Origin of the sequence: Streptomyces flavofungini, assembly GCF_014650815.1 — a bacterium.
Taxonomy (GTDB): Bacteria; Actinomycetota; Actinomycetes; order Streptomycetales; family Streptomycetaceae; genus Streptomyces; species Streptomyces flavofungini.
The window spans coordinates 292,222-318,364 of record NZ_BMVR01000009.1; the positions used below are offsets into that span (position 1 = coordinate 292,222).

General features: G+C 76.1%; 18 protein-coding genes. 11 read left to right on the top strand and 7 right to left on the bottom strand.

Annotated features, from left to right (window positions below; genetic code table 11):
- The first annotated feature begins 30 nt into the window (after positions 1-30).
- Together IE274_RS40105 and IE274_RS24760 are read left to right on the top strand one after the other, a co-directional pair.
- Positions 31-3,927 carry an ATP-binding protein gene (locus tag IE274_RS40105; RefSeq protein WP_190118064.1) on the top strand — a complete coding sequence of 1,299 codons (3,897 nt, stop codon included), beginning with the start codon at positions 31-33 and terminating at the stop codon, positions 3,925-3,927.
- An 89-nt stretch (positions 3,928-4,016) separates the two neighbouring features.
- Positions 4,017-4,379 (top strand): hypothetical protein, encoded by a 363-nt coding sequence (locus IE274_RS24760; RefSeq protein ID WP_190118168.1) that lies wholly within the window; start codon positions 4,017-4,019, stop codon positions 4,377-4,379.
- A gap of 146 nt (positions 4,380-4,525) precedes the next feature.
- Here the strand turns inward: IE274_RS24760 and IE274_RS24765 are convergent, their stop codons facing one another.
- Positions 4,526-5,281, bottom strand: coding sequence for a DUF4232 domain-containing protein (locus tag IE274_RS24765; RefSeq protein ID WP_190118065.1), 756 nt, complete (start codon positions 5,279-5,281; stop codon positions 4,526-4,528).
- Between the two features lie 199 nt (positions 5,282-5,480).
- The gene (locus IE274_RS24770) at positions 5,481-8,420 is read right to left on the bottom strand and encodes an AfsR/SARP family transcriptional regulator (protein WP_190118066.1); all 2,940 of its coding nucleotides are present in this window, start codon (positions 8,418-8,420) and stop codon (positions 5,481-5,483) included.
- Between the two features lie 191 nt (positions 8,421-8,611).
- Between IE274_RS24770 and IE274_RS24775 the strand changes: the two genes are divergently transcribed.
- From IE274_RS24775 to IE274_RS24785, 3 genes are all read left to right on the top strand, one after another.
- Positions 8,612-9,412: a response regulator transcription factor gene (locus IE274_RS24775; RefSeq protein WP_229909778.1), complete on the top strand. Its 801-nt coding sequence runs from the start codon at positions 8,612-8,614 to the stop codon at positions 9,410-9,412.
- The gene (locus IE274_RS24780) at positions 9,402-11,735 is read left to right on the top strand and encodes a sensor histidine kinase (RefSeq protein ID WP_190118067.1); all 2,334 of its coding nucleotides are present in this window, start codon (positions 9,402-9,404) and stop codon (positions 11,733-11,735) included. Before IE274_RS24775 ends, IE274_RS24780 begins: the two co-directional genes overlap by 11 nt.
- A 389-nt stretch (positions 11,736-12,124) precedes the next feature.
- Complete coding sequence (locus IE274_RS24785) at positions 12,125-15,388, top strand: AfsR/SARP family transcriptional regulator (protein WP_190118068.1); 3,264 nt, start codon at positions 12,125-12,127, stop codon at positions 15,386-15,388.
- Between the two features lie 8 nt (positions 15,389-15,396).
- On the opposite strand, the gene IE274_RS24790 is transcribed toward IE274_RS24785, so the two are convergent.
- A complete protein-coding gene (locus IE274_RS24790) occupies positions 15,397-17,097 on the bottom strand; it encodes a bifunctional 3'-5' exonuclease/DNA polymerase (protein ID WP_190118069.1) in 1,701 nt (566 codons plus the stop codon).
- A 192-nt stretch (positions 17,098-17,289) separates the two neighbouring features.
- On the opposite strand from IE274_RS24790, the gene IE274_RS24795 reads away from it, so the two are divergent.
- On the top strand, positions 17,290-18,129 hold the full coding sequence (locus tag IE274_RS24795) for a nitrilase-related carbon-nitrogen hydrolase (protein ID WP_190118070.1): 840 nt from the start codon (positions 17,290-17,292) through the stop codon (positions 18,127-18,129).
- 75 nt (positions 18,130-18,204) lie between these two features.
- Here the strand turns inward: IE274_RS24795 and IE274_RS24800 are convergent, their stop codons facing one another.
- The gene (locus tag IE274_RS24800) at positions 18,205-20,487 is read right to left on the bottom strand and encodes an FtsX-like permease family protein (protein WP_190118071.1); all 2,283 of its coding nucleotides are present in this window, start codon (positions 20,485-20,487) and stop codon (positions 18,205-18,207) included.
- Positions 20,488-20,571: 84 nt separating this feature from the next.
- Between IE274_RS24800 and IE274_RS24805 the strand changes: the two genes are divergently transcribed.
- The 3 genes from IE274_RS24805 to IE274_RS24815 are packed head-to-tail and all read left to right on the top strand — an operon-like array spanning position 20,572 to position 24,495.
- Complete coding sequence (locus tag IE274_RS24805) at positions 20,572-21,747, top strand: DUF2786 domain-containing protein (RefSeq protein ID WP_190118072.1); 1,176 nt, start codon at positions 20,572-20,574, stop codon at positions 21,745-21,747.
- Between the two features lie 17 nt (positions 21,748-21,764).
- A complete protein-coding gene (locus tag IE274_RS24810) occupies positions 21,765-22,139 on the top strand; it encodes a MerR family transcriptional regulator (protein WP_190118073.1) in 375 nt (124 codons plus the stop codon).
- Between the two features lie 58 nt (positions 22,140-22,197).
- Entirely contained in the window at positions 22,198-24,495 is a 2,298-nt protein-coding gene (locus IE274_RS24815; protein WP_190118074.1) for an FUSC family protein, read from the top strand.
- A gap of 22 nt (positions 24,496-24,517) precedes the next feature.
- Here the strand turns inward: IE274_RS24815 and IE274_RS24820 are convergent, their stop codons facing one another.
- The 3 genes from IE274_RS24820 to rpmB are packed head-to-tail and all read right to left on the bottom strand — an operon-like array spanning position 24,518 to position 25,619.
- Entirely contained in the window at positions 24,518-25,018 is a 501-nt protein-coding gene (locus IE274_RS24820; protein WP_229909779.1) for a hypothetical protein, read from the bottom strand.
- 59 nt (positions 25,019-25,077) lie between these two features.
- Positions 25,078-25,383, bottom strand: a complete 306-nt coding sequence (gene rpsN, locus IE274_RS24825; protein ID WP_190118075.1) for a 30S ribosomal protein S14 — start codon at positions 25,381-25,383, stop codon at positions 25,078-25,080.
- Positions 25,383-25,619, bottom strand: a complete 237-nt coding sequence (gene rpmB, locus IE274_RS24830; protein WP_190118076.1) for a 50S ribosomal protein L28 — start codon at positions 25,617-25,619, stop codon at positions 25,383-25,385. Before rpmB ends, rpsN begins: the two co-directional genes overlap by 1 nt.
- Before the next feature lie 71 nt (positions 25,620-25,690).
- On the opposite strand from rpmB, the gene rpmG reads away from it, so the two are divergent.
- Positions 25,691-25,855, top strand: coding sequence for a 50S ribosomal protein L33 (gene rpmG, locus IE274_RS24835; RefSeq protein WP_030361075.1), 165 nt, complete (start codon positions 25,691-25,693; stop codon positions 25,853-25,855).
- A 5-nt stretch (positions 25,856-25,860) separates the two neighbouring features.
- Positions 25,861-26,109 (top strand): type B 50S ribosomal protein L31, encoded by a 249-nt coding sequence (locus tag IE274_RS24840; RefSeq protein WP_190118077.1) that lies wholly within the window; start codon positions 25,861-25,863, stop codon positions 26,107-26,109.
- The last annotated feature ends 34 nt before the right edge of the window (positions 26,110-26,143 follow it).

The following is a 26,143-nucleotide window of genomic DNA, read 5'->3' on the forward strand; positions in this document are numbered from 1 at the left end:
CGTGCAGGTGACGGGAGGTACGTTGAGGGGGTGCCGCACGAAGAGACGCCCGGGCCGGGGGCCGGTGAGGTGACCTTCCAGGTCCTCGGCGCTCTCGCCGCCCGGGGGGCGGACGGGGATGCCCTCGACCTGAAGGGGCCCCGGCACCGGGCCGTCCTCGCCCGGCTCCTCATCGCCCGGCGGCGGACCGTGCCGGTGGACTGGATGGTCGATGACTTCTGGGAGGAGCCGCCGCCTCGCGCCGTCGGCGCTCTCAGGACGTTCGTGGGGGATCTGCGGAAGGTCCTTGAGCCGGGGCGGGCTCGGCGGGCACCCGCGCGGCTCCTGGTGACGTCCGGGCCGGGATACGCGCTGCTCGCCGGGGGCGGGGCGGTGGACGCGTGGCGGTTCGAGGGGGCTGTGGGGGAGGCCGGCCGGCTTCTCGCCGGGGACGCCCGTGCGGGTGGCCCCGGTGGGCGGGCCGGGGTGGCCCTGGGGCTGCTCGACGAGGCGCTCTCGGCTTGGCGGGGGCCCGCGTACGCCGAGTGGAGTGCCGCGGAGTGGGCGCGGGCGGAGATCGCGCGGCTGGAGGGGGTGCGGCTGCTCGCCGTGGAACGGCGGGCTTCCGCCGCGCTGGTCCTCGGGCGGGCCGCGGAGGCGGTGCTCGACCTGGAGCCGCACGTCGAGGGGCATCCGTGGCGGGAGGAGGCTTGGGGGCTGCTGGCGGTCGCCCTCTTCCGGGCGGGGCGGCGGGGGGACGCGCTGGGGGTGTTGCGGAGGGCTCGGGAGCGGTTGGCGGGGGAGTTGGGGGTGGAGCCCGGGGAGGGGCTGCGGAGGTTGGAGGGGGAGATGCTGGCGCGGCGGGGTGGGGATGCCGCTGGGCCGGGGGCCGATGTCGGCCCGCTGTCGGCCTGGGCTGTGCCCGCCCTTCCTCAAGCTCTCGGCCTCGCTCCAGCAGGGGATGCCCCTGTCGCCCTCTCGGCGGCCCAGCCGCCCACAGCGGATGACGGTGACGTGGGTGCTGGAGCCGGTGCGGGGCAGGGGAACGGGCTCGTCGGGCGGGAGGCGGAGTCGGCTGCCCTGGAGGAGGCCGGGCGGGCCGTCGTGCGGGAAGGGCGGCTCGGCCTCGCGTTGGTCTCCGGGGACGCCGGTGCCGGGAAGACCGCCCTTGTCCGGGAGTTGGTGGGGCGGCTGTCGGGAGCAGGGTGGGTCGGGGCTTGGGGGCGGGGTGTGGAGCAGGGTGGGGTTCCCGCCGGGTGGCCCTGGGTCGAGGTCCTGGGTGAGTTGGGGGTCTCTGAGGGGGAGTTGACGGCTTCGGAGGAGGAAGAGGAGGAGGCCGGCGGCGGGCGTGGGGCGTTCGCGGGTGGGGACCGGTTCGGGTGGTACCGGCGGGTGGGGGAGCTGATCTCGGGGGTCGCCGATCGGGGGCGGCCCCTGGTCCTCGTACTCGATGATCTGCACTGGGCCGACAGCGGGACGCTGGAGTTGCTCGCCTCGCTGGTGGACCGGCCGATGGAGCGGGCCGTGCTGGTCGTGGGGACATATCGGGACGGGGAAGTCCCGGACGGGGTAAGGGAGTTGTTGGGGCGGGTGGCCCGCGCCGAGCCCGTGCGGGTGCGGGTCGGGGCGTTGTCCGAGGGCGCCGTGGGGGAACTCGTGCGGGCCGTCGCGGGGCGGCCCCTCGACGCCGCGACCGTCCGCGCGGTGCACCGTCGCAGCGGCGGCAACCCCTTCTTCGTACGCGAGATCACCCGCCTGTACGCCACCGAAGGGGTCGCCGCGCTCTCCCAAGTGCCGGAAGGCGTACGGGACATCGTCCGGCGGCGGCTCGGCACGCTGCCGACGGGCGCTCGGGCCGTGCTCGTGCGGGCCGCGCTGATCGGGCCCGGCGTCGACCTGGAGGTCCTCGGGGCGCTCGCCGGGGACGAGGAGGCCGTGCTTGAGGGGGTCGACGCGGGGGTGGCGGCCGGGTTCCTCGTGGCGGGGGAAGGGGGAGGGGAAGGGGGAGGGGCGGGGGAACGGGTCGAGTTCGCGCACGCGCTGGTGCGGGAGGCGTTGTACGGGGACCTGTCGGGGCCTCGCCGGGCACGGCTGCACGCCGCCGTCGGGGAGATCCTCGAACGCCTGCGGCCCGACTCCGTCGAAGCCATCGCCCACCACTACGTCAGCGCCGGGACCCGCGCGGTCGCTGCCCGCGCCGTCGACTTCGCCGCTCGGGCGGCCCGGCGCGCGGAGGCCGCGTTCGCGCCGCACGAGGCGGTGCGGCTCTGGGGGGCGGCGTTGGGGGCGTACGACCGGGCCGGGGCGCGGTCCGGGGGTCAGGAGCCGGACCGGGCCGGGGTGCGGGCCGGGGGTCAGGAGCCGGACCGGGCCGGGGTGCGGGCCGGAGGACAGGAGCCGTTCGGCGGGCAAGCGGGGGACCGGGTGCGGCTCGGGATCGTCATGGGGCTCGTCCGGAACCTCGCCGTCACCGGCGTGCTCGCCGAGGCCCGCCGGTACCGCTCCGACGCCCTGGTCGCCGCCGAGGCCACCGGCGACCCCGAGCTGACCGCCCGCGTCATCGGCGCCTTCGACGTGCCCGGCATCTGGGCCCGCAACGACGACGAAGCCCTCTCCCGCCGCATCGTCGCCGCCGCCCTGCGCACCCTCGACGCCCTCCCGGACGACGGCAGTCCGGCCCGCCGGGCCACCCGGAGCCGACTGCTCAGCACCGTCGGCATGGAGACGCGGGGGGCCCGGACGGAACTCGGCGCCGACGCGGCGCGGGAGGCCGAGAGGCTGGCCCGGGCGGTGGGGGAGGCCGGGGGTGCCGGGGTTGTCGAGATGGCCGGGATGGCTGGGATGGCCGGGATGGCCGGGATGGCCGACGTCGGCGTCGGGGAGGCCGACGCGGCAGCGGGAGCAGGCCGGGCGGCGGAGGCCGTCCCGAGCGGCGCAGCCGATGCCGCCGCGCTGCTCGCCTTCGCCCTCAACGCCCGCTACCTCCACACCTACCACCGCCCCGGACTCGCCCCCGAACGCCTCCTCATCGGCGAGGAGTTGACCACCCTCGCCGCCCGCCACGGCCTCGTCGCCTTCGAAGTCCTCGGCCATCTGATGCTGCTCCAGGCCCACTCCGCCCTCGCGGAATTCGACCGCGCCGACGGTCACGCCGCCGCCGTCGACCGGCTCGCCGAACGGCACGGGCTGCCCCTCGCGGGGGTGTTCACCGAGGGGTACGCGGCGCTGCGTGCCGCCGTCGCCGGGCGAGTGGCGGAGGCGGAGGCCGGGTGCCGGGCCGCCGCGGCGCGGATGAGGGGCGGGGGGATGAGCGGGATGGAGGAGGCGGCGGGAACGGGCAGCGGTGGGGGGCTGTGGGAGCTGGCGCTGCTGTGCCTGCGGGTGCAGAGCGGGGGCGAGGACGCTGTGGTCGCGGGAGTCGCGGGAGTCGCGGGAGTCGCGGGAGTCGCGGGAGTCGCGGGAGTCGCGGGAGTCGCGGGAGTCGCGGGAGTCGCGGGAGTCGCGGGAGTCGCGGGGGTCGCGGGGGATGCCGGGGGCGCCAGGGATGCCGGGGGCGCCGGGACTGCCGACCAGGGCCCGGTGTCCGGGGCTGCCGAAGTCGGCGTCGGGCCGGGCCACCCCGGCGCCGGAGCCGCCCACCTCCCCCACGATCAACTCCTGGAAGCCCGCCTCTGCCTCCGCGCCCGCGCCGCCCTCCGCTCCGGCTCCGCCGCCCCCGGCCTCCTCGACGCCCTCTACCGCGAACTCCTCCCCGCCTGCGGCGAATTGGCCGGAGCCGGGAGCGGCGTGCTCACCCTCGAACCCGTCGCCCTGTACGCGGGCGACCTCGCCGCCGCCCTCGGGCGGCCCGGCGCCGCCGCCCGGCACCACCGGCAGGCGCGTGCCCTCGCCGAACGCGCCGGGGCACCCCACTGGCGCGCCGCCGCCGATGCGAGGATGCGCCGGTGACCGATTCCGATTCCGATACCGATACCGATACCGAAGAGACGAGCACGGCCAGTCCGGCCGACACGGCTACGGCTACGGCTACGGAGTACATACGCTTCGAGTCCCCCGTCCGTCACGAACGCGGGCTCCGTCCCGGCGTCTTCTTCCTGGTGAACACCCTCGCCCGCGAAGGCAGACTCACCCCGGAGCAACGGGCCTTCTGGCGCGCGGGCAACGACTGGTTCGACGCCGCGTACACCACGCCCTCCACCGCCTACGACCGCGCGGCGAACCCCGGCGCCGTCGCCTGGTTCAAGTCGACCGCCACCCACCTCATCGAGCGCGTCCCCGGCTACCTCGACCTCCTCGCCGCCCACGGCGTCCCCTGCCGCACCGTCCGCTCGACGGACCCCGGCCGCGTCGTCTACGAGGACGACGTGCAGGTCATCGTCGTACCGTACGAGGCCTCGTAGCCCGCATCGCGCGCAGCCGTGAACCAGAACGTCCCCCTCCGCGCACACGCGCGAAGGGGGACGCTCCTGCCGCTGATCGCCTTCTGGGGGAGTCGGCCGATCAGAAGTCTCATGAGGCGCGGAAGGCGCGGGAAGACTCAGAAGGCTCAGAAGTTGTAGGGCTTTGCCGTGTTCCAGTTCGTCACGTCCGCCGTCGACCACGTGAACTTCGACGGGACGCCCTTCGCGTCGAACGCCTCCTGGCCGACGCCGGGGCCGGTGTCGCCGGTGTGGTCCTGCAGGGCGATGCTGAGGTCGGACGAGGTGTGGGTCCGCGCGCTGTCGGTGAAGAGGTTCACGGCCGCGTAGACCTTGCCGCCGGGCTTCAGGGTGAGGGCCTTGCCGCCGCCGGGGTTGTCCTTGGTGGAGTGCGGCAGGACGCTGACGGTGTCGCCGAGCATCACCGACGGGAACGACGTGACGTAGCACGGCTTGGAGTCCGCGTTCGTGGCGGTGATGAGCAGGTGCTCGCCGCGCTGCTTCGCGAAGCGGTGCACCACGGAGTACGAGATCTCCTGGCCGTCGCACGCCCGGACCCCGGCGCTGGAGGCCTTCGCGCCCTGGCCCGCACCGGCGCTCGTACCCTTGCCCGCGCCGGACGACCCGTTGCCCTTGCTCGCGCCGACCGTCGTGCCCTCCGACGAACCCGAGCCCTTCGCCGCGTCGACGGTCGCACCCTCGGCCGAGCCGGACCCGCCGGACGTCCCGCCGTCCGCCTTGTCCGACACGACGGCGCCGCCGCGCTTCGCGCCGCCCTTCGCGTCGTCGCCGCCGTCCGAGCTGCCGCAGGCGGTCAGGGTCGCCAGGGCGAGCGCGGCGGTGGTGGCGGCGAGTGCGGCGGTGCGGATCCGAGACGTACGCATGGTGGTGCTCCCCCTGGGGTGGTTCGGTCTTGGCGGTCGTTCCCGCCGTTGACACCAGACTGGGCCCGGCCGCTGTCGTTCCGCTCACGCGCCGCTGTCGTCCCGCTCACGTCCCCGCACGGCGGCATCACCGGTGGCGCGGCGGGCCACGACCAGGTCGGCTTCCGCCCGGGCCGGCCCGCTTCCCCTGCTGTCCGCCTCAGCCCGCTTCCGCCCCCGCCGCCAGCCTCCGCACCGCCGCCTCGTGCCGCTCCCGGAACCCGTCCTCCGCCGACACCCGCACCAGCGCCCCCAGTGCCTGCACCGCGCCCTCGTCGAAGCCGCTCGACTCGGCCTCGCGCGCCGCCCGGTCCAGGCGGCGGATGCCCTCCGGCTCGTCGCCGAGGCCGAGCAGGGCCTCGCCGGTGGACAGGACGAGGAGGATGCGGGCCGGGCTCGGGGCGGCCGCCGCGGGAGTGAGGGCGAGGGCCGCGTACGCCGTGTCCAGGGCCGACTGCCAGTCGCGGGCGGCCAGTTGGTGGCGGGCCAGGTGGTGCAGGGCGAGGCGTTCGGTGTTGCCGTCACCGGCCGTACGGGCCAGCTCCGCCGCCCGTACGCAGCCGTGGGCCGCCTCGTCCGTGCCGCCGTGGGCCGCCTGTGCGAGGGACAGGTTGACCAGCGCCGTCGCCTCGCCGCGCGGGTCGCCCGCCTGTGCCGCGAGGGGCGGTGCCGCCTCCAGGCAGGCCAGCGCCTCGGCCGTGCGGCCCTCCTCCATGAGGACCCAGCCGAGCAGCGCGAGGACCCGCGCCTGCGCGTACGGATCGGCGGCGGCGCGGGCCGCGCGCAGGCCCGTCTCCAGGAGCGGCGCCCAGCCGTCCCGCACCCGCCACACCACCAGCGGCCACAGGGCGAGCACGATCCGCCAGGTCCGGTCGTGCAGCCCGGCCGCGTCGGCCGCGCCCGCCGCCAGCGTCAGGTCCTCGCGCTCGGCCGCGTACCAGTCCATCGCGGCGGCCCGGTCCGCGAACTCCCGCACCGCGCGCGGCGCCCGGAACCCGGCGGGCGGCGCGAAGCACGGCTCGTCGCCCGGCTCGGCCGCGTGGGCCGCCGCGAGGGCGGTGGCGACGCAGTGGTCCAGGACGCGCGGCAGCGCCTCCGGGTCGGCGTCGAGGCCGCGGGCGTAGAGCCGGACGAGGTCGTGCAGGGTCCAGCGGTCCGGCGCCGTCCGGGTCAGGAGGTGCGCGGCGGTCATCCGCTCCAGGGCCGCCTCGGCGGTGTCCGGGTCGGTGCCCGCGAGGGCCGCCGCCGCGTACCGGTCCACGTGCGTGCCCGGGTGGCGGCCGAGCTGCGCGAAGTGGTGCCCCACGGCCTCGGGGAGCTGCCGCAGCGTCAGCCGCAGTGCCGCCCGTACGCCGGTGTCCTCCACGTCGAGCAGCACCGCACGCCGCGACTCGTCGGACAGTTCCGCGGCCATCGCGGCCAGCGTCCACTGCGGGCGGTCCGCGAGCCGCGCCGCCACCACCCGCAGCGCCAGCGGCAGCCCGCCGCACAGCTCCGCCAGGCGCCGCGCCGCCACCGGCTCCGCGAGCACCCGCTCCTGGCCGAGCACCCCGGCGAGCAGCGCCGTGCCGTCGTCCGGTTCGAGGACGTCCACGGGCAGCGGCCGGGCCGCGTCGCTCGCGATCAGGCCGCGCAGCCGGTTCCGGCTCGTGACGACGGTGACGCACCGGGCCCCGCCCGGCAACAGCGGTCTGACCTGCTCGGACTCTCGTACGTTGTCGAGTACGACGAGGAGTTGGCGGTCGGCCGCGAGGGAACGGAACAGCGCCGCCGCGCCGTTCGCCGACTCCGGTATCCGGCGCGGCGGCACGCCGAGCGCCAGCAGGAACTCACGCAGTACGTCGAGGACGGACGGCTCGCCCGTGTCCGCGAAGCCGCGCAGGTCGGCGTAGAGACGGCCGTCGGGGAAGACCGCGCGGTTGCGGTGCGCCCACTGCACGACGACCGCGGTCTTGCCCACGCCCGCGGGGCCCGTGACCAGACAGACCGGGGCCTCGCCCGCCGCCGCCCGGGAGAGGGCGGTGAACTCGGCGGAGCGGCCGTGGAAGCCGCGGGGGGAGCGGGGGAGGAGGTCTATGGGGGTGTGGGAGTGGGAGTGGGAGTGGGAGTGGGTGGGGGTGGGGGGTGGCTGGTGTTGCGGGGCTGGCGGCTGGGTGGTGGTGGGGGGTGCTGGCGGCCGGGTCGCTGTCGGGGGTGTCGAACGGGTCGCCGACGGGGGAGTGCCTGCCGGTGCGCCCACCGGTGCGCCTGCCGGTGCGCCCGCCGGTGGCCCCGGCCGCGAGGCCGGATACGCCCTCGGCTGCGAGCCCGGCCGTGCCCCCGGCTGTGCCCCCGTCCGACCCCCGGACGGAGCCGCCTCCTCCTCCCCGCGCAGCGCGAGCGCATACGCGTCGGCCAGCTCCGGGCCCGGGTCGAGGCCCAGTTCGTCGGCGAGGAGGCGGCGGGCGCGGTGGAAGCAGTCCAGGGCCTCCGAGCGGCGACCGGCCCGCCGCAGCGCGGTCACCAGGGCCGCCGACAGGGACTCCCGCAGCGGGTGGGCGGTGGCCTCGGCGCGCAGCAGGGCCGCGGCGCGCGCGTGCTCGCCGACCTGCCCGTACCCGGCGGCGAGCCGCTCCACGGACGCCAGCCGGGTCTCCTCCAGGGCCTGCGCCGCCGCCTGGAGGGACGGGCTCGGGTGCACCCCGGTCAGCGCGGGGCCCTGCCACAGGGCGAGGGCCTCCTCGTACATCGCCACCGCGTCGGCGACCGCGCGCTGCCCGCGGGCCAGCGACACCAGCTCCTCGAAGCGGTGGGCGTCGATCAGGGTCTCCGGCATCCGCAGCAGGTACGCCGTGCCCTGGGTGACCAGCTCCACGCCGTACATCTCCGCGTCGGCCGCGACCAGCAGGGTGCGCAGCCGCGACACATGGCCCTGGATGACGCCGCGGGCGCGTGCCGGTGGCTCGTCGTCCCACAGGGCCTCGGTCAACCGCTGGACGGAGACGGGGTAATTGGGGCGCAGCAGCAGGGTGGCGAGCAGGCTGCGGCGCTTCGCCGGACCCAGCGGCAGCTCACCGGCCTCGGTGGCGACGGACACCCCTCCGAGCAGCCGGAACTCCACTGGTGCGATCCCTCCTGGCGGAAAAGATCCCAGGATAACCGGCCGGTAACGAGGGGTTGGACGGCCGTCGGCCACGGTCCCGGCCACGGCCCGCGGGCGCGGCCCACGCCGGGCGCGGGGAGTTGTGTGATTCCTGTCAGGGCGTCCTCGCGACGGTCGTGGACCACGGAGGTCCACTTATGCTCGGGCGCATGTGCGCTTTTGTCCTGGTCGCGGAGGACGACGAGAAACAGGCCGACCTCATCCGCCGCTATCTGGAGCGCGAGGGTCACACGGTCGGCGTCGTCCACGACGGCCGGGCCGCCCTGGAGCAGGTCCGGCGGCACGCCCCCGACCTGCTCATCCTCGACGTGATGATGCCGGAGGTCGACGGCCTCGGCGTCACCCGCGTGCTGCGCGCGGGGCCCCGGCCCGGCGAGCACCCGGCGCCCGGCGCCAGCACGCTGCCCATCCTCATGCTCACCGCCCGCTCCACCGAGGACGACCTGCTCCTCGGCCTCGACCTGGGCGCCGACGACTACCTCACCAAGCCCTACAGCCCCCGCGAGCTGATGGCCCGCGTCCGCACCCTGCTCCGGCGCGCCGGGGGCACCGCCCATCTGCCGCCGCCCGACCCGGACGCCCGCGTGCTGCGGGCCGGGGGCCTCGTCGTGGACGAGCGGCGCCACGAGGTGACCGTCGACCAGCGCCGGGTCGAGTGCACGCCCGGCGAGTTCGAACTGCTCGCCGCGATGGCCGCCGAGCCGGAGCGGGTGTTCACCCGGCCGCAGCTCCTGGACCGCATCCACGGGTCCTCGGGGTACATATCGGCGCGGACCGTGGACGTGCACGTACTGAATCTGCGCAAGAAGATCGAGGCGAATCCGCGGTCGCCGCAGCGGTTGGTGACGGTGTTCGGGGTCGGATACAAGCTGGTCGCGCACCATGCGGCGGCCGGGGGCGGGGCCGTGGCCGAGGGCCACGGCGGGGCGGCGGCCCGCCATGAGGCGTAAGCGGGGGTCCGGCGCCGGGCCTGGCTCCGGCACCGACTCCGGCACCGACTCCAGCCCCGGCTCCGGTCCCGGCTCCGACTCCGGCCGTGCGGCCCGAACCCGCGCCCCCGTCCGTGACCGCGCCCCCGTCCGTGACCGCGTCGCCGTCCGTGACCGCATCCCCGTCCGCAAGAGCCTACTGACCCGGCTCCTCGCTGTTTCCATCCTCGTCTCGGTGATGTCGATCGCCGCCACCGCCTGGCTCGCCGCGCAGACCACCTCCGGGGCGATCCGGCAGGAACAGGGGCAGGTGCTCGCCGACGACGCCCGGATCTACGACAAGCTCCTCGGCCTCGCCGCGTCGCGCCCCAACTGGCGCGACGCCGACCGCACGGTGCGCGACCTCGCCGCCGACACCGGCCGCCGGATCGCGCTCACCACCGAGAACCGCAAGGTCATCGCCGACTCCGCAAGCCCGGGCCCCGAGCGCGGGGCGCGGCTCCCGGCGCGCGCGTCGGCGGTCGTGGACCCGCTCGCCGTCGACTCGACGCTGGCGGCGGCGCGGGGGGAGGGGACGACGGGCACGGGGGCGGGTTCGATCACCGGTGCCTCCCTCGAACCCGGAGCCGTCCCGCAGGCGCCGAAGCAGGACGCGATGGCGCCGGGCACCGAGGGCGGGGCCGAATCCGTCGGCGGGACCGACGGCGGGTACCCCGGCGAGGGCGGCGGCGTCGCGGGCGGCAGCGGGCTCGGCACCGGGGAGGGGCTCGGTACCGGGACCGGCGCCGTCGACCGCATCGACCCGCGTGCCGTCGGCCCCTTCCGGCTGTCCGCCGACGAGCGCCACGAGCTGCGGGCCGTCGCCGAGAAGAACGTGGGGTGCCTGCGGGACCGGGGCATCGACGCCAAGCTCGTCGTCGGCCCGAGCGGACGCCCGTTCGTCCGTACGCCCGACGACACCGACTCCCGCGTCACGGACTACAGCTGCGGCACCTCGTACCTGGACAACATCACCGCCACCGAACGCAAAGCGCTCGGCAAGGTCAACAAGCTCGCCTGGGCCTGCATGCGCCGCAAGGGCTCCGAGCCCGTGAAGTTCGGCCTCACCATCGGCCGCAACGGCGCGCCGCGGCTGTACCCGGCGAGCGTCCCGGTGGTCGCCCCCGAGCCGACGCCGCCGTCCCCCACCGACCCGAGAGCCCCGGAGCCGACCGCCGACGAGTCCCTGCGCAAGGCCGAGGAAGCCGCCCGCAAGGCCAAGACCCGCCGCAACGAGGCCGAGCAGGCCGCCGAGTCGCTCGCCGCCAACTGCATCGACAGCGCCCGCCGCGAGCAGCTCGGCCCGTACGTGTCCTCGCCCGCGCTCCTGTTCATCACCAGCCCGGACGGCTCCCGCCCCTCCGAGAGCGGCTTCCAGCTGTCCGGCGCCAACACCACCCGCCTGGTCGGGCTCGCCGCCGCGATCCTCGCCGTCACCGTCGCCGCCACCGCGTTCGCCGCGACCCGGCTGACCCGGCCGCTGCGCGCCCTCACCACGGCGACGCAGCGCATGAAGACCGGCGAGGCCACCGAACCCGTACCCGCCCGCTCGGCCGGGGAGATCAGCCAGCTCGCCGCCGCCTTCAACGACATGGCCGCGCACCGCAAGGCCCTTGAGGAGCAGCGCAAGGCGATGGTCAGCGACGTCGCGCACGAGCTGCGGACGCCGCTGTCCAACATCCGGGGGTGGCTGGAGGCCGCGGAGGACGGGATCGTGGCGACCGACCCCGAACTCGTCACCTCGCTCCTGGAGGAGGCCCTGCTCCTCCAGCACATCGTCAACGACCTCCAGGACCTCGCCGCCGCCGACGCGGGCACCCTCCGCCTGCACCGCGAGCCCGTCCGCGCCGTCGAACTCGCCGACCAGGTCGTCGCCGCCCACCAGGCCCGCGCCGACGCCGCCGGCGTCCGCCTCACCGCCCGCGCCACCGGCGACCCCTGGCTCACCGCCGACCCCCTCCGCCTCCGCCAGGCCATCGGCAACCTCGTCTCCAACGCGATCCGCCACACGCCCGCGGGGGGCAGGGTGACCGTGCACTGCCGCAACGCGGCCGGGTCCGGCGGTACGGCCGAGGGCGTACTCGTCGAGGTCGCCGACACCGGCACCGGCATCGCCGCGGGCGACCTCCCGCACGTCTTCGACCGCTTCTGGCGCGCCGACAAGTCCCGCACCCGGGCGACGGGGGGCAGTGGCCTGGGCCTGGCGATCGTCCGCAATCTGGTGCAGGCGCACGGGGGGACCGTGACGGTGGAGAGCGAGAGGGGGAAGGGGGCGGTGTTCACGGTGAGGCTGCCGGTGACATGAGGAGGCAGGTCAGCCCGTCCGGCGTCTGAGGACGAGGCCGCAGGCCGACCGGTGGCGCTCGGTCCCACCCGAGGCGGACGGTGGGGTGATTTCAGCCCGTCCGGCGCTTGAGGACGAGCGCGCAGCGCGATCCGGCGCCGCCCCGTCCCACAGCGAGTGGGACGTCCCCTCAAGGCCAGAAGGCCAGCTTGGGCGGACCCGGCCGCGGCGGCGACACTCCCCCGAGCCACGCGCCGAAGCGCACGCACCGGCGGGGCCAGGTCCGATGTAGTGATCCCATCAGGCACCGCCAACAGATCGCTAACATGTGGCCAACGGCTGTTCGAAAGGGACGGCGGGCCGGACCCGGGCAGGTGGCCGGACCGGCGGTAACGGGGAGTTGGGCGAGCATGGCGGACGAGCTGAGGTTCGGTCTCCTCGGCGTGCCCGCGGTGTACGACGCCGAAGGCGAGCCACACCCCGTACGCAGCCCCAAGGCCCGCGCCCTCCTGGCCGCACTGCTTCTCGAACCCGACCGCGTGGTCTCCGCGGACGCCCTCAAGGAGGCGCTGTGGGCCGACGGCCCGCCCGCCTCCGCGCACGCCTCCCTGCAGAACCACGTGACCCGCCTCCGCCGCCTCCTGGACGACCCCGACCGCCTCCGGGCCGTACCGCCGGGCTACCGCCTGCGCGTGGCCGACGGCGAACTGGACGTACGCCTCTTCGAACGCCGCTTCGCGCAGGCCCGCGCCGCCCACGCGGAGCGCGACTGGGCCGCCGCGGAGGACGCCGCAGGCGCGGCCCTCGCGCTCTGGCGCGGCACCCCGCTGTCCGGGATCCCGACGGCCACGGCGGGCCACGCCCTCGTACAACGCCTCGAAGAGTCCCGTCTGCTGCTCCTGGAGTGCCGTTACGACGCCCTCCTCGAAGCCGCCGCCACCGCGCCCGGCCGCCACCTCACCGAACTCGCCTTCCGCACCCCGGAACTGGCCTCCCTGGTGGCCGAACACCCGCTCCGCGAGACCTTCCACCGCCACCTGATGCTCGTCCTGCACCGCACCGGCCGCCAGGCGGAGGCCCTCGCCGTCCACCGCGCCCTGCGCCGCCGCCTGGTCGACGAACTGGGAGTGGAACCGGGGGAGGCGGTACGGGAGGCGCACGGCGAGATCCTGCGCTCGGACACGGGCGCGGGCGCGGACACGGGCGGGGGCGCCTCGCCGGACGACGCGAACCCACCCCGCACCGCCCGCACCTCGCCCCCCGGCACCCCGCACCCGCCGTCGCCCCACCCGTCGGCGTCCCGGCCGCCGTCGGACCCCCGGCCGTCCACCGAGCCGCACCTGTCCGGGCCCCCACCGCAGGCGTCACCCCCGTCGTCCCCGACGACACGGCCCTCCGGCCCGCCTCGCGCCCTCCTGGCCGGTGGCCGCCAGACCGCCTCCGCGCCCACGCGGGCCCCCCGGCCCGCCCAACTCCCGCCCAGGCCGCCCCACTTCACCGGCCGCACCGCGCAGACCCGGCGGCTTCGGGCGCTGCTCGTCGACGGGCCCGCGGCGCACGACGGGCGAGACGCCCGCGACCGGGGCGACGCCGACAGCGCGCACGACGCGGCCGACGCCCCCGACACCCCCGACGGCACCCCCCGAGTCGCCGTACTCTCCGGAATGGCCGGCGTGGGCAAGAGCGCCCTAGCCCTCCACACCGCGCACGAGTCGCGCGGCGCCTTCCCCGACGGGCAGCTCTACCTCAATCTGCACGGCGCCACCCCCGGCATGACCCCGCTCACCCCCGGCCAGGCCCTCGCCGCGCTGCTGCGCGACCTCGGGGCGGAGGCGCGCCGCGCGCCCGAGGACCCGGACGCGGCGGCCGCGTTGCTGCGGTCCCTGCTCGCGCCCACCCGCACCCTGCTCGTCCTCGACGACGCCGCGAGCGCCGCGCAGGTGCGGCCGCTGCTGCCCGGTGGGCCGGGCTGTGCCGTCATCGTGACGAGCCGTTCCCAGCTCACCGCGCTGGACGGCGCGGCCCGCTTCCCGTTGCGGCCGCTGTCCGACGCCGACAGCGCCGCGCTGCTCCGGGCCGCCTCGGGCCGGGACGGGCTCGACGCGGCCCACCCGTTGGTGGCGCTCGCGGGCCGCCTCCCGCTGGCTCTGCGGATCGTCGCCGCCCGCCTCGCGGCCCGCAGCGCGCTCACGCCGGACGCCCTCGCGGGCCTCCTCGCGGACTGCGGCGAGCGCCTGCACCACCTGGAACACGACGACTTGAGCGTACGCAGCTCCCTCGACGTGGCCCTTTCGTCACTGCGCACGTCCGACCGCGAGAGCGACCGCGACGCCGCCCGCGCCCTGTGCGCCGTCGGCGCCCTCGACCTGCCGGAGTACAGCGCCCCGCTCCTGGCCCGGCTGCTCGCGCTGCCCCGCCGCCGAGCCCAGTCCGCCCTCGACCGCCTGGTCGACGTGGCCCTCCTCGACGAGTCGGCGTACGGCCGCTACGCACCCCACGACCTGGTCCGCGACTTCGCCCGCGAACACGCGTCCCCGGCACCGGAGTCGGCCGACCGCACGGCCCTCGACTGGTACGCCGCCCGCGCCCGCGACGCCCTCCTCGCGATCATGCCGGACGGCCAGGACCGGCGGGACCGGCTGGGCGGGTTCGAGGGGGCGCACGGCGACGGGGCCGGCCCCGGCCCCCACGCCCCGGCCTTCCCCACCGCCGACCAGGCCTTCGCCTGGGCCGACCAGGAGTTGGGGAACATCGTCACCCTCACCGAGCGGCACACCCACGACGGCACCGGGCGGGTGCCCCGGCTCGTCCGGTACCTCTTCCCCTATCTGCAACGGCGGGGCAGGCTCACCGAGTTGGCCCGGCTGTGCGCCCTCGCCGTGGCCGCGGCCCGCCGTCACGGCGAGCCCGGGGCGCGTGCGCAGGCCCTGTCCGACCTCGCGGGACACCGGTTCATGGCGGGGCGCGCGGGCGAGGCGCTGGCCCTGAACGACGAGGCCCTCGGCCTGTGGCGGGACCTCGGCGACACCTCCTCCGTACGCCGGGCCCTGAACCACCGGGGCCTGCTGCTCGAAGGCCTCGGCCGGCACACCGAGTCCGCCGCCGCCCTGCGCGAGGCCCTCGACCTGGCCCGGGGGCTCGACGACGCGCTGAGCGAGGCCATCACGTACAGCCATCTCGGCAACCTCTACGAGCACACCGACGCCCGCGCCGCCATCACGCACCACGAACGCAGCCTCGCCATCGGCGCCCGCATCGGCCACCTCGTCGTCCGCCAGTCCGCCCACTGCAACATCGGCTACGCCCGCCTCACCCTCGGCGAACCCGCCGCCGCCCGCGGTCACTTCGAGGAGGCGCTGCGCCTGCACGGCGAGTACGAGGACTGGCACGGCGAGTCCCAGTCCCGCCTCGGCCTGGTCCGCGCCCTGCGCGAACTCGCCCGCGCGGCGGACGCAACCCGCGAGTGCGCGCTGCTCCTGGACCGCGCCGAGCACCGCGGTGACACCCACATGGCCGGGCTCGCCCGCCACCAGTACGGGCTGCTGCTGCGCGCCGAGGGCCGTACCGACGAGGCGTACGCCCAGTGGGAGGCGGCCCTCGCCGCCCTCGCATCCCTGGACGGCGTCAACGCCAAGGTCGTCGCGGAGCTCAAGGCCTGTCTGACGTCCGTATAACGAACGTTCTATTTGGCGTCCGCGTAGCACTCCACGACGGCCACCGAGAACGGAAACCGCACCGGCGTCTCGCCGAACGCGATCCGCCCCGCCAGGTCCCCCGCCTCCCGAACCGCCGCGGCGACGACCTCCGCCTCCTCCTGCGGGCAGTGCACGATCACTTCGTCGTGCTGGAAGAAGACCAGCTCGGCGCGCATCCCGGCGGTGGCGCGGCGGAGGGCGGCGAGCATCAGCAGGGCCCAGTCGGCGGCGCTGCCCTGCACGACGAAGTTGCGGGTGAAGCGGCCGCGGGCGCGGGCGTCGGTGGAGGCGTACCCGGGGGTGAACTCGCCGTCCCCGGCGGGCTGTTGCGGGGCGGCCTCCTCCTGGGGGATGCCCGCTTCGCCGTCGTCGTCCGTCGCTCCGGCGGCCGGGGGACTGGTGCGGCCGAGCCACGTCCGTACGAGACGGCCCTCCTGTCCGGCCTTCGCGGCGTCGTCGACGTACCCGACGGCCAGCGGGAAGCGGCGGCGCAGCGCCGCGAGGTTCTTCAGGCCGTCGCCGGACGTCTGGCCGTAGACGGCGCCGAGCAGCGCCAGCTTGGCGTGCTCGCGGTCGCCGGAGAACGCGCGGTCCGAGAGCCGCGTGTACAGGTCCTCCGCGCTGCCCGCGACGTCCATCAGGCCCCGGTCGCGGGAGATCGCGGCGAGGACGCGCGGCTCCATCTGGTCGGCGTCGGCGACGACCAGGCGCCAGCCCGGGTCGGCGACCACGGCACGCCGGATGACCTTCGGGATCTGCAGGGCACCGCCGCCGTTCGTGGTCCAGCGGCCGGAGACGGTGCCGCCCGGCGTGTACTCCGGGCGGAAGCGGCCGTCGTGGACCCAGTCCTGGAGCCAGGACCAGCCGTGGGCCGTCCAGATCCGGTACAGCGTCTTGTACTGGAGCAGGGGCTTGACCGCGGGGTGGTCGATCTCCTCCAGCTCCCACTTCCGCGTCGACTTGATCCGGATACCGGCGCGGGCGAACGCCTTCACCACCTCGGCGGGCAGGTCGGGGCGGACGCGGTGGCCGAACGCGGCGGACACCTCGTCGGCCAGTTCGGCGAGCCTGCGGGGTTCGCCGCTGCCGCCGTAGCGCTCGCCGAGGAGCTCGCGCAGGAGGTCCTTGTGCACGTCGGCGCGCCAGGGCAGGCCCGCGGCGTTCATCTCGGCGGCCACGAGCATGCCGGCCGACTCGGCGGCCGTCAGGAGCCTCATGCGGCCCGGGTGGGCGGTGTCGTCGTGCCGTCGGAGCTGGTCGGCGTACACCTCCAGGAGGGCTTCCAGAGGGAGGGGGGCCGCCGGGGACGGCTCGAAGAGGGAGTCCTGGGAGCCCGGCTCGGCGGCGCGGGGCGGGGGATCGGGCGGTACGGGTCTTCGGTGCAGCCGGGCCCAGGCGGCCGCCGCCGAACGGGGCTCGCCGAGGCGGCCCGCGTGGCCGAGCAGCAGCAGCTCCGCCGCCTCGATGTCGTAGCACCGCTCCACGCGGCCGCCCGCCGCGAGGACCCGCGGATAGGACCTGGCCGTGGACTGCCACACCCACCGCTCCACGCCGGGCCGGGCCAGCACGGCCTCGCCCACCCCGCCGAACCGCTGCACGCCCCCGACGGGCACGCCGTCCTCCCCCACGGCCACGGCAAGACACACACCCCCGTCCCCCTCGGCCACCACCCACCGTCCACCACGCATACCCCCGACGATGCCACCCCCCACTGACAACGCCCCGCCACCGCCACCGCCACCGCACCCGACCTGCGAGTTCGCCCCGACGCCCGGCGGCGAGCGCCCCGCGCCGGACGGCCCCCCCCGGGCCCCGGCCCCCGGAACCCAGGTGGCCCCCGCCCGCATGCCGCCCCCGCGGGGCCCTGCGAGGCTCGCCCCATGCGAGTGGCGTTGGCGCAGACGGACTGCGTACTGGGTGCGGTGGACGAGAACTTCGAGGTGGCCCGGGAGCAGGTGGCGCGGGCGGCCGCGCAGGGTGCCGACCTGGTGGTCTTCCCGGAGCTGAGCCTGCACGGCTACCACCTGGGTGCCCTGCGCGGGGACACCTCGCTGGCCGCCGACGACCCCCGCCTCCTCGGCCTGTCCCTCCTGGGCCCGGACGTCCTGGTCGGCCTGCACGAGCACACCAGCCTGCGCGCGTACAACACCTCGGCCTACTACGCGGGCGGCGCCCTCCTGCACGCCCACCGCAAGCTGTACCTGCCCAACTACCTGGCCTGGGAGGAGCGCAAGCACGTCAGCCCCGGCCAGCACCTGCGCGCCTACGACCTGCCCGGCAACCACGGCCGCGCCGCCACGCTCGTCTGCAACGACGCCTGGCAGCCGGTGCTGCCGTGGCTCGCCGTGCAGGACGGCGCCGAGGTCATCGTCGTACCGACGAACAGCGCCGCGAGCCTCGACCCGGAGGCCATGGACACCGGCCTGTACTGGGACACCCTGCTGTCGTACACCGCCCGCATGCTCCAGTGCTGGGTCGTCTTCGTGAACCGCGTCGGCAACGAGAACGGCGCCACGTTCTGGGGCGGTTCGCGGGTCGTGGACCCGCGCGGCACCGTCGTCGCCCAGGCCCCGAAGTGGGAACCGGCTCTGGTCACCGTCGACATCGACGTCCACGAGGCCCGCCGCCGGCGCCGCCTGGTGCCGCTCGTCGCGGAGGCCCGCCTCGGCCTGGTCGACCGGGAGGTACGGCGGCTGATCGACGAGGGCGGGGACTCGTAGGCCGACGAGGCCGGGGACCCGGGGCCCGGCCGGGGCGGGGACTCCCGGTCGCCGAGGCCGACACGGGCGGGACCCTCACGACACCTGCCTCCGGCACCCCAGCACCCCCGCCCCCACCGCCACCACCACCGAGACCCCCACGCACACCCCCATCACGTCCCACGGCACCACCACCCCCGCCGGTGCCGAGAGCCTCGCCAGCGCCGCGCTCAGGCCGCCGAGGCCGACCAGTGTCACGGCGAGGCCGAGCACCGCGCCCACCGTCACCGCGAGGACCGCCTCGGCGGCGACCACGAGCCGGATCTGGCCGGGGGCGGCGCCGAGCAGTCGCAGGGAGCGCAGCTCGGGGGCCCGTACGGGTGCCGTCATCAGCTGCGTGCTCGCCAGCGAGATCGCCGTGTACGCGAGGCAGAGCGCGAGCAGCATGCGCAGGCCGAGGCGGGTCTGGTGCTTCATGCCGGGGTACTCGGCGGCCAGCCACTCCCCGGCCGGCCGCACCTGCCCGCCGGTCGGCCGCAGCGCCGCCGCGACGGCCGTGCGGTCGGCGCCGTCCCGGAGGCGTACGTCCATGCGGTCGAGCGGGGCGGCGGGGGCGTTGCGGGCCGTGACGTACGCCCCGTTGTCGCCGGTGCCGCGGGCGAGGACCGCCACGATCCGCAGCCGTGCCCGGCGGCCGTCGCCGAGCCACACGTCGACGTGCCGGCCGACGCGGTGCCGCTGCCACTCCTCGTTGACGACGATCGACCGGTCGTCGAGCCGCCGTACGTCACCGGCGACCACGGGCAGCCGGTTCGCCGCCGCGAACGCCGCCGGGTCGGTCACCGCGCGCGCCTCGGCGCGGAGGAGGGCGGAGTCGTCGTCCTCGCGTACGAAGACGGCGGTGCGCGCCGACGCGGCCACGGTCGCGCCCGGAATCCGCCCCGCAGGCCGCAAGTCAGCGCCGGTGACGATCAGTTGGGCGGCGGTGCGGTCCCTCGCCTCGGCCGCCTTCGCCGCGCCCACCGTCGCGGCGGACCCCAGCAGGCAGCCGCCGACGGCGACGCTGACGAGGACGGGCGCGGCAATGGCGGCGGTGCGCCGCACGGCCCCGGCGGCATTGGCCCGAGCAACCCGCCCGAGACTCACCCAACTCCTGGCCGTGCTGCCGTGCGTGCTCCTGGCCGTGCTGCCGCGCGCGCTGCGGGGACGGCCCGGGTCGGTGCAGCTACGGCCGACGGTCACCCCGCCCGCGACCGGGACGCCCCGCCGCACCCGCACCCGGGGCCGACGCAACGCCCCCACCACGTACCGCACCGACACCGGCGCCAGCGCGGCCACCCCCGTACACAGAACCATCGGCTGCGTCGTGTACGTCTTCCGCTTCAGCAACTCCGACGGCTCCGCCCACACCGTCCACGCCAGCAGCCCCACCCCGCCCACCAGCAGCACGGCGCCCACGACCCGGCGCCCGACCGGCAGCACGCCGGTGTCGAGCGACGCCTCGCGCAGCGCCTCGACGGGGCTGACCCGCCCGGCCCGGCGCGCCGCGCTCCACGATCCGGCGAGGGCGACGAGCAGCCCGGTCCAGAAGGCGAGCTGGTACGGCCACCAGGTCCACGCGAAACCGTCGGGGCCGCCGTCGACGGTGAACCACGGCGGCGCCACCCCCGAGTCCACCAGCGCCCCCGCCAGCACCGGCGCCCCCAGTGCCCCGCCCAGGCACCCGACCGCCGCCGCCACCGCCCCCACCACCAGCGCCTCGCCGAGCAGCCACCGCCGGACCTGCCCCCGGCTCGCCCCGGCCGCCCGCAGCAGCCCGAACTCCCGGCGCCGCAGCGCCACCACGAAGGCGAACGTCGACGCGGTCACGAACACCGCCACGAACGCGGCGACCCCGCCCGCCGTGCCGAGGAACGCGTTCACGGCGACCAGCGCTTCGGCGTCGCGTGCGGTGGCGGGGTCGACCAGGCGGCGGTCGGCGCCGGTCAGGACGCGGGCGCCGGTGCCGGACGCGGCGACGACGGCGCGTACCCGGGCGACGGGCGCGGCGAGGCCGACGGCGTCCGGTGCCGTACGGTCTGTATGGATCTGCCCCAGGCGACGAAGCTCGCGCAGGAGTTCGTTGTCCACAGGGTGTGGATGAGCGAGCCGCTTCGTCACGTGGCGGACCTCGGGCCCGCGCCGCACCGGCACCGTCAGCGTGTCCCGCCCCGCCACCACCACCGGCGACCCCGCGAACCGCACCGGCTCCCGCACCGGCGCGGCCAGACTCGCCGCGAGCCCCACCCCCGCCGCGGCGGTCAGGGCCACCCCGAGGGCGACGGCGACGAAGGCGCCCAGGAATCCGGCCCACCGGGCCCGTAGCGAAGCGAGAACCATGCCCCGAGCCAACCGCGCCGGGGCCCCGCGCTCACGACCACTGGCGGGCCGGTCGAAGGTAGGGCCAGGCCTACCCTTAGGGGTATGGATTCGGTGATCGACAGGGCGTTCGCGGCGGCGCTGTACGGGGCGGACGCGCGGGTCGGGCGCGCCGACGAAGGCCTCGACACCGGCGCGTCGCTGCTCGCCGCCGACCCCACCGCCGACGCCGAACTCGCGGCGCGCGGCGAGGAGTCGCTGCGGCGGGCCTGGGAGCGCGGCTGGCAGCCCGCCGACGTCCTGCGCCTGGTCCGGCGCGACCTCGACGAGCCGCACGTACGCCTGGCCGCCGCCCTGATCCGCGCCGAGACCCGCCGCTACGCCCCCGGCCTGCTGCCCGCCCGCTGGCCCGCGCAGCTCGCCGCCCTCGACGCCCACGAGCCCTGGCGGGGGCCCGACCGCTTCACGCACGCCACCGCCGTCCTCGCCCTCTACCGCCTGCTCCTGCGGCTGCCCCCGATCGAGCCCGTCGGTCCGGCGCCCGGCACCCCCCTGCACGTACCGCCGCCGCACCGCGACGACGAACCGCGCACCCTCACCCGCATCCGGGCCCTGCTCGCCAAGGCGGAGGCGACCGGCTACCCGGAGGAGGCGGAGGCGCTGACCGCGAAGGCGCAGGAGCTGATGGCGCGGCACAGCGTCGACGAGGCGCTGCTCGCCGCCCGTACGCACCGCGCGGACCTGCCCGGGGCCTGCCGGATCGGGGTCGACGCCCCGTACGAGACGGCCAAGGCGATCCTCCTCGACGCCGTCGCCACCGCGAACCGCTGTCGCGCGGTGTGGAACGAGGCCCTCGGCTTCACCACCGTCGTCGGCTTCGAGGCCGACCTGGAGGTCGTCGAACTGCTGCACACCTCCCTCCTCGTGCAGGGGCTCGCCGCCATGACGACGGCGGAGGCCGGGCAGCGCGCGGGCGGGCGCAAGCGGACCAAGACGTTCCGGCAGGCGTTCTGGATGGCGTACGCCCAGCGCGTCGGCGCGCGCCTCGAAGCGGCCGCCGCGCCCGTCACGCACGCGGAGGCCGGTGGGGGCGGTGCGCTGCTTCCGGTCCTCGCGGCCCGGGATGTCGCCGTCACCGACCGGGCGGAGCGGATGTTCCCCGAGACGACCAGCACGCGGGTGCGCGGGGTGCGGGACGGGGCGGGGTGGGCCGAGGGGGCCGCGGCGGCCACGAACGCCAGCCTGCACACGCGTGTGAGACTTCCGGGGCGGGACAGGTGAGCCGGGGAGGGGCGGGCATGCGCATCGGGGAGCTGTCGGAACGTACCGGTACGCCGCGCAGGCTGCTGCGGTACTACGAGGAGCAGGGGCTGATCGTCGCCGAGCGCGCCGCCAACGGGTACCGGGCGTACGACGAGTCGTGCGTCGACCGGGTCCTGCAGATCCGGGGCCTCCTGGACGCGGGGCTCCCCACGCGCCTCATCAAGCAGATCCTGCCCTGCCTGGACCAGCCCCGTGTCATCCACTTCCCCGACGCCACGCCGGAGATGCTGGCCACGCTGGAGCGGGAGCTGGACAGCATGACGCGGCGCGTCGCCTGCCTGACCCGGAACCGGGACGCGATCGGCGAGTACCTCGACGCGGTCCGGGCCCGCCGCGACCAGCCCGCCTGACCCTGCCCCCGCAACCGGCACCGGGATAAAACCTCCCAAACCACCGTACGATCACACCGTGACCTGGTGGCGGGCCCTGCGGCAGACGACGCGCTCGGGGCTCGCCGTCGAGCGCCGACGCCTCGAACCGCTGGTCGCCCTGCGCGGAGCCGGGGGCCTGGCGATCGTGATCGGCGTGAGCCTCGCCCTGTTCGGCCCCGCCGTCGCGGCCAGCTCGGCGTTCGGCGCGTTCCAGGCGGCCATCGCCACGTTCCAGCGCAGCTGGCGGCCCCGCCCGGAACTGGCCATCGCCTCCGGTACGAGCCTCGCGATCTCCACCTTCCTGGGCTACCTCACCGGCAGTCACCTGCTCCTCTTCCTCGCCCTGCTCGCCCTGTGGACGTTCCTCGCGGGCCTGAGCTGGGCGGCGGGCCCGACGATCGGCCTCATCGCCACCTCGAACGTGGCGATCATGCTCGTCACGATCACCCTGCCCACCTCCGTGGCCGCGGCGGCCGGGCACGCGGCGATGATGGTCGCGGGCGGCGCCATCCAGGCGGCGCTGGTGATCGTCTTCCCGGTACGCCGCTGGGGCGCCCACCGCGACGCCCTCGCGGACGCCCTGGCCGCCGAGGCGGACTACGCGCGCCGCCTGCGCCACGACCCCGTGGCCCCGTTCGACCCGGCCCCGCTGATGACGGCCCGCGCCGCCGCCCACATCACCCCGCGCCAGGCCCGCACCCGCCCCGCCGAACTCCACGGCGCCCGCGGCCTCGCGGAACGGATCCGCCCCGTCCTGGCCTCCCTGGCCGACCCGGCCCTCGGCGCCCCGGCACAGGGCCCGGAACGCGACCGCGTACGCGAACTCCTCGCCGCCGCGGGCGCCATCCTCGACGCGGCGGCCCGCGCCATCCGCCACGGCACCCCGGTGGCCCTGCCGGCCGCGGCGATCTCCACCTTCCGCACCCCCGACACCGGCACGATCCTCAAGGGCCCGCCCCACCGAGCCGCAACCCGCCTGGGCACCCTCCTGCGAGACGTGGTGGAGGTGGCGGGCGGCACCTCACCACCCCCGCCTCCGACCACTCCCACCACCCCCGCAGATCCCACCGCCCCCGCAGATCCCACCGCCCCCGCAGATCCCGCCGCCCCCGCAGATCCCACCGCCTCGGGAGTGGGCACAGCCCGGGCCGACGGCGCCGGTACGCCCCGGCGCAACCTGGTCCGCCCAGGCCTGACGGCCCTGGCCCCCGCCGCGCTCCGCGCCATGCGCGCCGACCTGGACCACCGCTCCCCGGTGACCCGCCACGCCCTGCGCGTCACGACGGTCGCCGTCGTGGGCTACGCCGCCGGCACCTACCTCCCCCTGGGCCACGGCTACTGGGCCCCCATGGCCTCGGTCATGGTCATGCGCCCGGACTTCTCCCAGACCTACGCCCGCGCGGTCGCCCGCTTCGGCGGCACCCTCGTGGGCGTGGCCCTGGCCACCGCCCTGGTGCAGCTCGCCCACCCGGGCACGTACCTCTCGGGCGCCCTCGCCGCGGCGAGCGCGGGCCTGATGTACCTGCTGATGCGGACGGGCCAGGTCGCCGCCCAGGCCTGCGTCGCCGCGTACGTGGTCTTCCTCCTGGGCATGGGCGGCGAGCAGTGGACCCAGACGGTCCCGGAACGCGTCGTCCTGACCCTGATCGGCGGCCTCCTGGCGATGGCGGCGTACGCCGTGTACCCGGCCTGGGAGACCCCCCGGCTGCGCACCCGCCTCGCGGACTGGCTGGCCGCGAACGGCCGTTACGCCGCGGCCGTCGTCGGTCACTACGCCGACCCCGCGGGCAAGAACTGCCCCGACGTCCGCACCGCCCTGCTCGCGACCCGCGACGCCCGCGCGGCCTGGCAGGAGGCCCTGGAGCGGGCCGAACACGAACCCGTACGCCACCGCGGCCTGTCCCGCGCCGCGGCCGCCGACGCCGAGCACGCCCTGTCCCAACTCGGCCGCGTCGCCATGCTCCTGGAGGCCCACCTCCCCGACCGGGGCACACCCCCCGTCCCGCACGCGGCGGCCCTCGCGGACGCGCTCCGCACCGCCACCGAACAGGGCGCCAAGGCCGTGCGCGAACGCCGCGTACCGGAGTGGGCCCCGGTCCGCGACGCCCTCGACGCCTGGGAGCCGGGCGCCGCCCCCGACCGCGTCGTCCGCCGCGGCGGCACCCTCCTCCTGCGCGCCCTCGCCGACCTCTCCGACGCCCTGGACACCGCACCCCCGCCGATGCTGGTCGACGGCACCGACGCCGCCGTACGCGGTACGGAAGAGACGCCGGCGGATCCGGGGCCGCAAAAGCCGAGCGGGCCGGGGGGCCCGGAGGCCCCCACGGCCCGCTGAACGCCCGGCGCGGCGGCCGGACTCAGGACTGCGGAATGTCCGCCGTGGGCAGCCCCTCCGGCAGCTTCCCGTCCTTCGTCCGGAGGAACTCGTCCTTGCCGAAGCCCTCCCAGGTGATCTTCAGCGCCTTGCCGTCGACGGAGTCGATCCGGCCCTTGGTGCGGTCCATGTCCCCGTCGGCGCACTTCAGCTTGATCGTCTGCGTGCCGCCGACCCCGGCGAAGCCGTTGCACACGTGCTCGCCGACCAGCGTCGCCCGGTTCTTGGTGATCACGAGCGCGACCGGCTTGCCGCCGGTGGTGGCGACCCAGCTGCCCTCCAGGTCGCCGTCCGCGGCGTCCCCGTCGTCGGAGTCGGAGTCGGAGTCCGAGCCGGGCGTCTTGGACGCGCTGTCCGCCGCCCCCTTGTCCTTGCCGTCGTCACCGCCGTCGTCACCGTCACTGCTGCAACCGGTCAGGACGACCGCGGCGGCCAGCGAGGCCACCGCGGCGCCGATCGTCAGGCTGCGGACACGCGTATGCACTGAAGTCCCCCTATGTGGAGCTCTGTTCCGGGCCGTGGCCCGTGGAATCGCGCGCCAAGCTACCAGGAGGACTTGCGGACGCCGGGGAGGAATCCCGCGTGGGCCTGCGCCCGCATCCGCACCCGGGAGAGGCCGAAAGCGCCCAGGTAGCCGCGGGGGCGCCCGTCCACGGCGTCGCGGTTGCGCACCCGCGTGGCGCTGGCGTCGCGGGGCTGGCGGGCCAATTCCCGCCGGGCGGCGAGCCGTTCGGACTCGGGTGTGGACGGGCGCCGGATGAGCTCCTTCAGCTCGGCCCGCCGCGCCGCGTACCGCGCGACGATCTCGCGCCGCCGCTCGTTCTTCGCGATCTTGCTCTTCTTGGCCATCAGACCTTCACCCCGCGCGCACGGATCCTGGCCACGGCGGCCTCGATCCCGATCGTGTCGATTGTCTTGATGCCCTTGGCGCTCAGGCGCAGCCGTACGTACCGGCCCTCGCTGGGCAGCCAGTACCGCTTGCGCTGGATGTTCGCGTCGAAGCGGCGCGGGGTGCGCCGGTGCGAGTGCGAGATGTGGTTGCCGAACCCGGGCTTCGCGCCGGTGAGCTGGCAGTGGGCGGACATGGTGACGCACCTCTCGGTCGGATTCGCCCCGTCCATTTGGAAACGGGATTCATTTTCATATACTAGCCCTCATGGCTCGCAACGAACTCCGCCCGGTCATCAAGCTCCGGTCCACCGCCGGCACCGGCTACACGTACGTCACCCGCAAGAACCGCCGGAACGACCCCGACCGCCTGACCCTGCGCAAGTACGACCCGGTGGCAGGCCGCCACGTCGACTTCCGAGAGGAGCGCTGATCCCTGTGCGACCCGGTATCCACCCCCCGTACGGCCCCGTCGTCTTCCGCGACAAGGCCGCGAACTTCGCCTTCCTCACCCGGTCCACGGCCACGAGCGAGAAGACGGTCGTCTGGGAGGACGGCCACACCTACCCCGTCATCGACGTCGAGGTCTCCTCCGCGAGCCACCCCTTCTACACGGGGCAGCAGCGCGTCCTGGACACCGCGGGGCGCGTGGAGCGCTTCGAGCGGCGTTACGGCGGCGGTCGCTGATGGGCCGCCACGAGTCCGACGGCGCCCACCGGCC

What these genes read in the sequence shown, in the direction of transcription:
- IE274_RS24795 (WP_190118070.1), top strand. Translation starts at nt 17,290, where the DNA reads ATGCGAGTGGCGTTGGCGCAGACGGACTGCGTACTGGGTGCGGTGGAC.
- IE274_RS24765 (WP_190118065.1), bottom strand. Translation starts at nt 5,281, where the DNA reads ATGCGTACGTCTCGGATCCGCACCGCCGCACTCGCCGCCACCACCGCC.
- IE274_RS24780 (WP_190118067.1), top strand. Translation starts at nt 9,402, where the DNA reads ATGAGGCGTAAGCGGGGGTCCGGCGCCGGGCCTGGCTCCGGCACCGAC.
- IE274_RS24785 (WP_190118068.1), top strand. Translation starts at nt 12,125, where the DNA reads ATGGCGGACGAGCTGAGGTTCGGTCTCCTCGGCGTGCCCGCGGTGTAC.
- rpmB (WP_190118076.1), bottom strand. Translation starts at nt 25,619, where the DNA reads ATGTCCGCCCACTGCCAGCTCACCGGCGCGAAGCCCGGGTTCGGCAAC.
- IE274_RS24775 (WP_229909778.1), top strand. Translation starts at nt 8,612, where the DNA reads ATGTGCGCTTTTGTCCTGGTCGCGGAGGACGACGAGAAACAGGCCGAC.
- IE274_RS24810 (WP_190118073.1), top strand. Translation starts at nt 21,765, where the DNA reads ATGCGCATCGGGGAGCTGTCGGAACGTACCGGTACGCCGCGCAGGCTG.
- IE274_RS24800 (WP_190118071.1), bottom strand. Translation starts at nt 20,487, where the DNA reads ATGGTTCTCGCTTCGCTACGGGCCCGGTGGGCCGGATTCCTGGGCGCC.
- IE274_RS24805 (WP_190118072.1), top strand. Translation starts at nt 20,572, where the DNA reads ATGGATTCGGTGATCGACAGGGCGTTCGCGGCGGCGCTGTACGGGGCG.
- rpmG (WP_030361075.1), top strand. Translation starts at nt 25,691, where the DNA reads ATGGCTCGCAACGAACTCCGCCCGGTCATCAAGCTCCGGTCCACCGCC.
- IE274_RS24790 (WP_190118069.1), bottom strand. Translation starts at nt 17,097, where the DNA reads ATGCGTGGTGGACGGTGGGTGGTGGCCGAGGGGGACGGGGGTGTGTGT.
- rpsN (WP_190118075.1), bottom strand. Translation starts at nt 25,383, where the DNA reads ATGGCCAAGAAGAGCAAGATCGCGAAGAACGAGCGGCGGCGCGAGATC.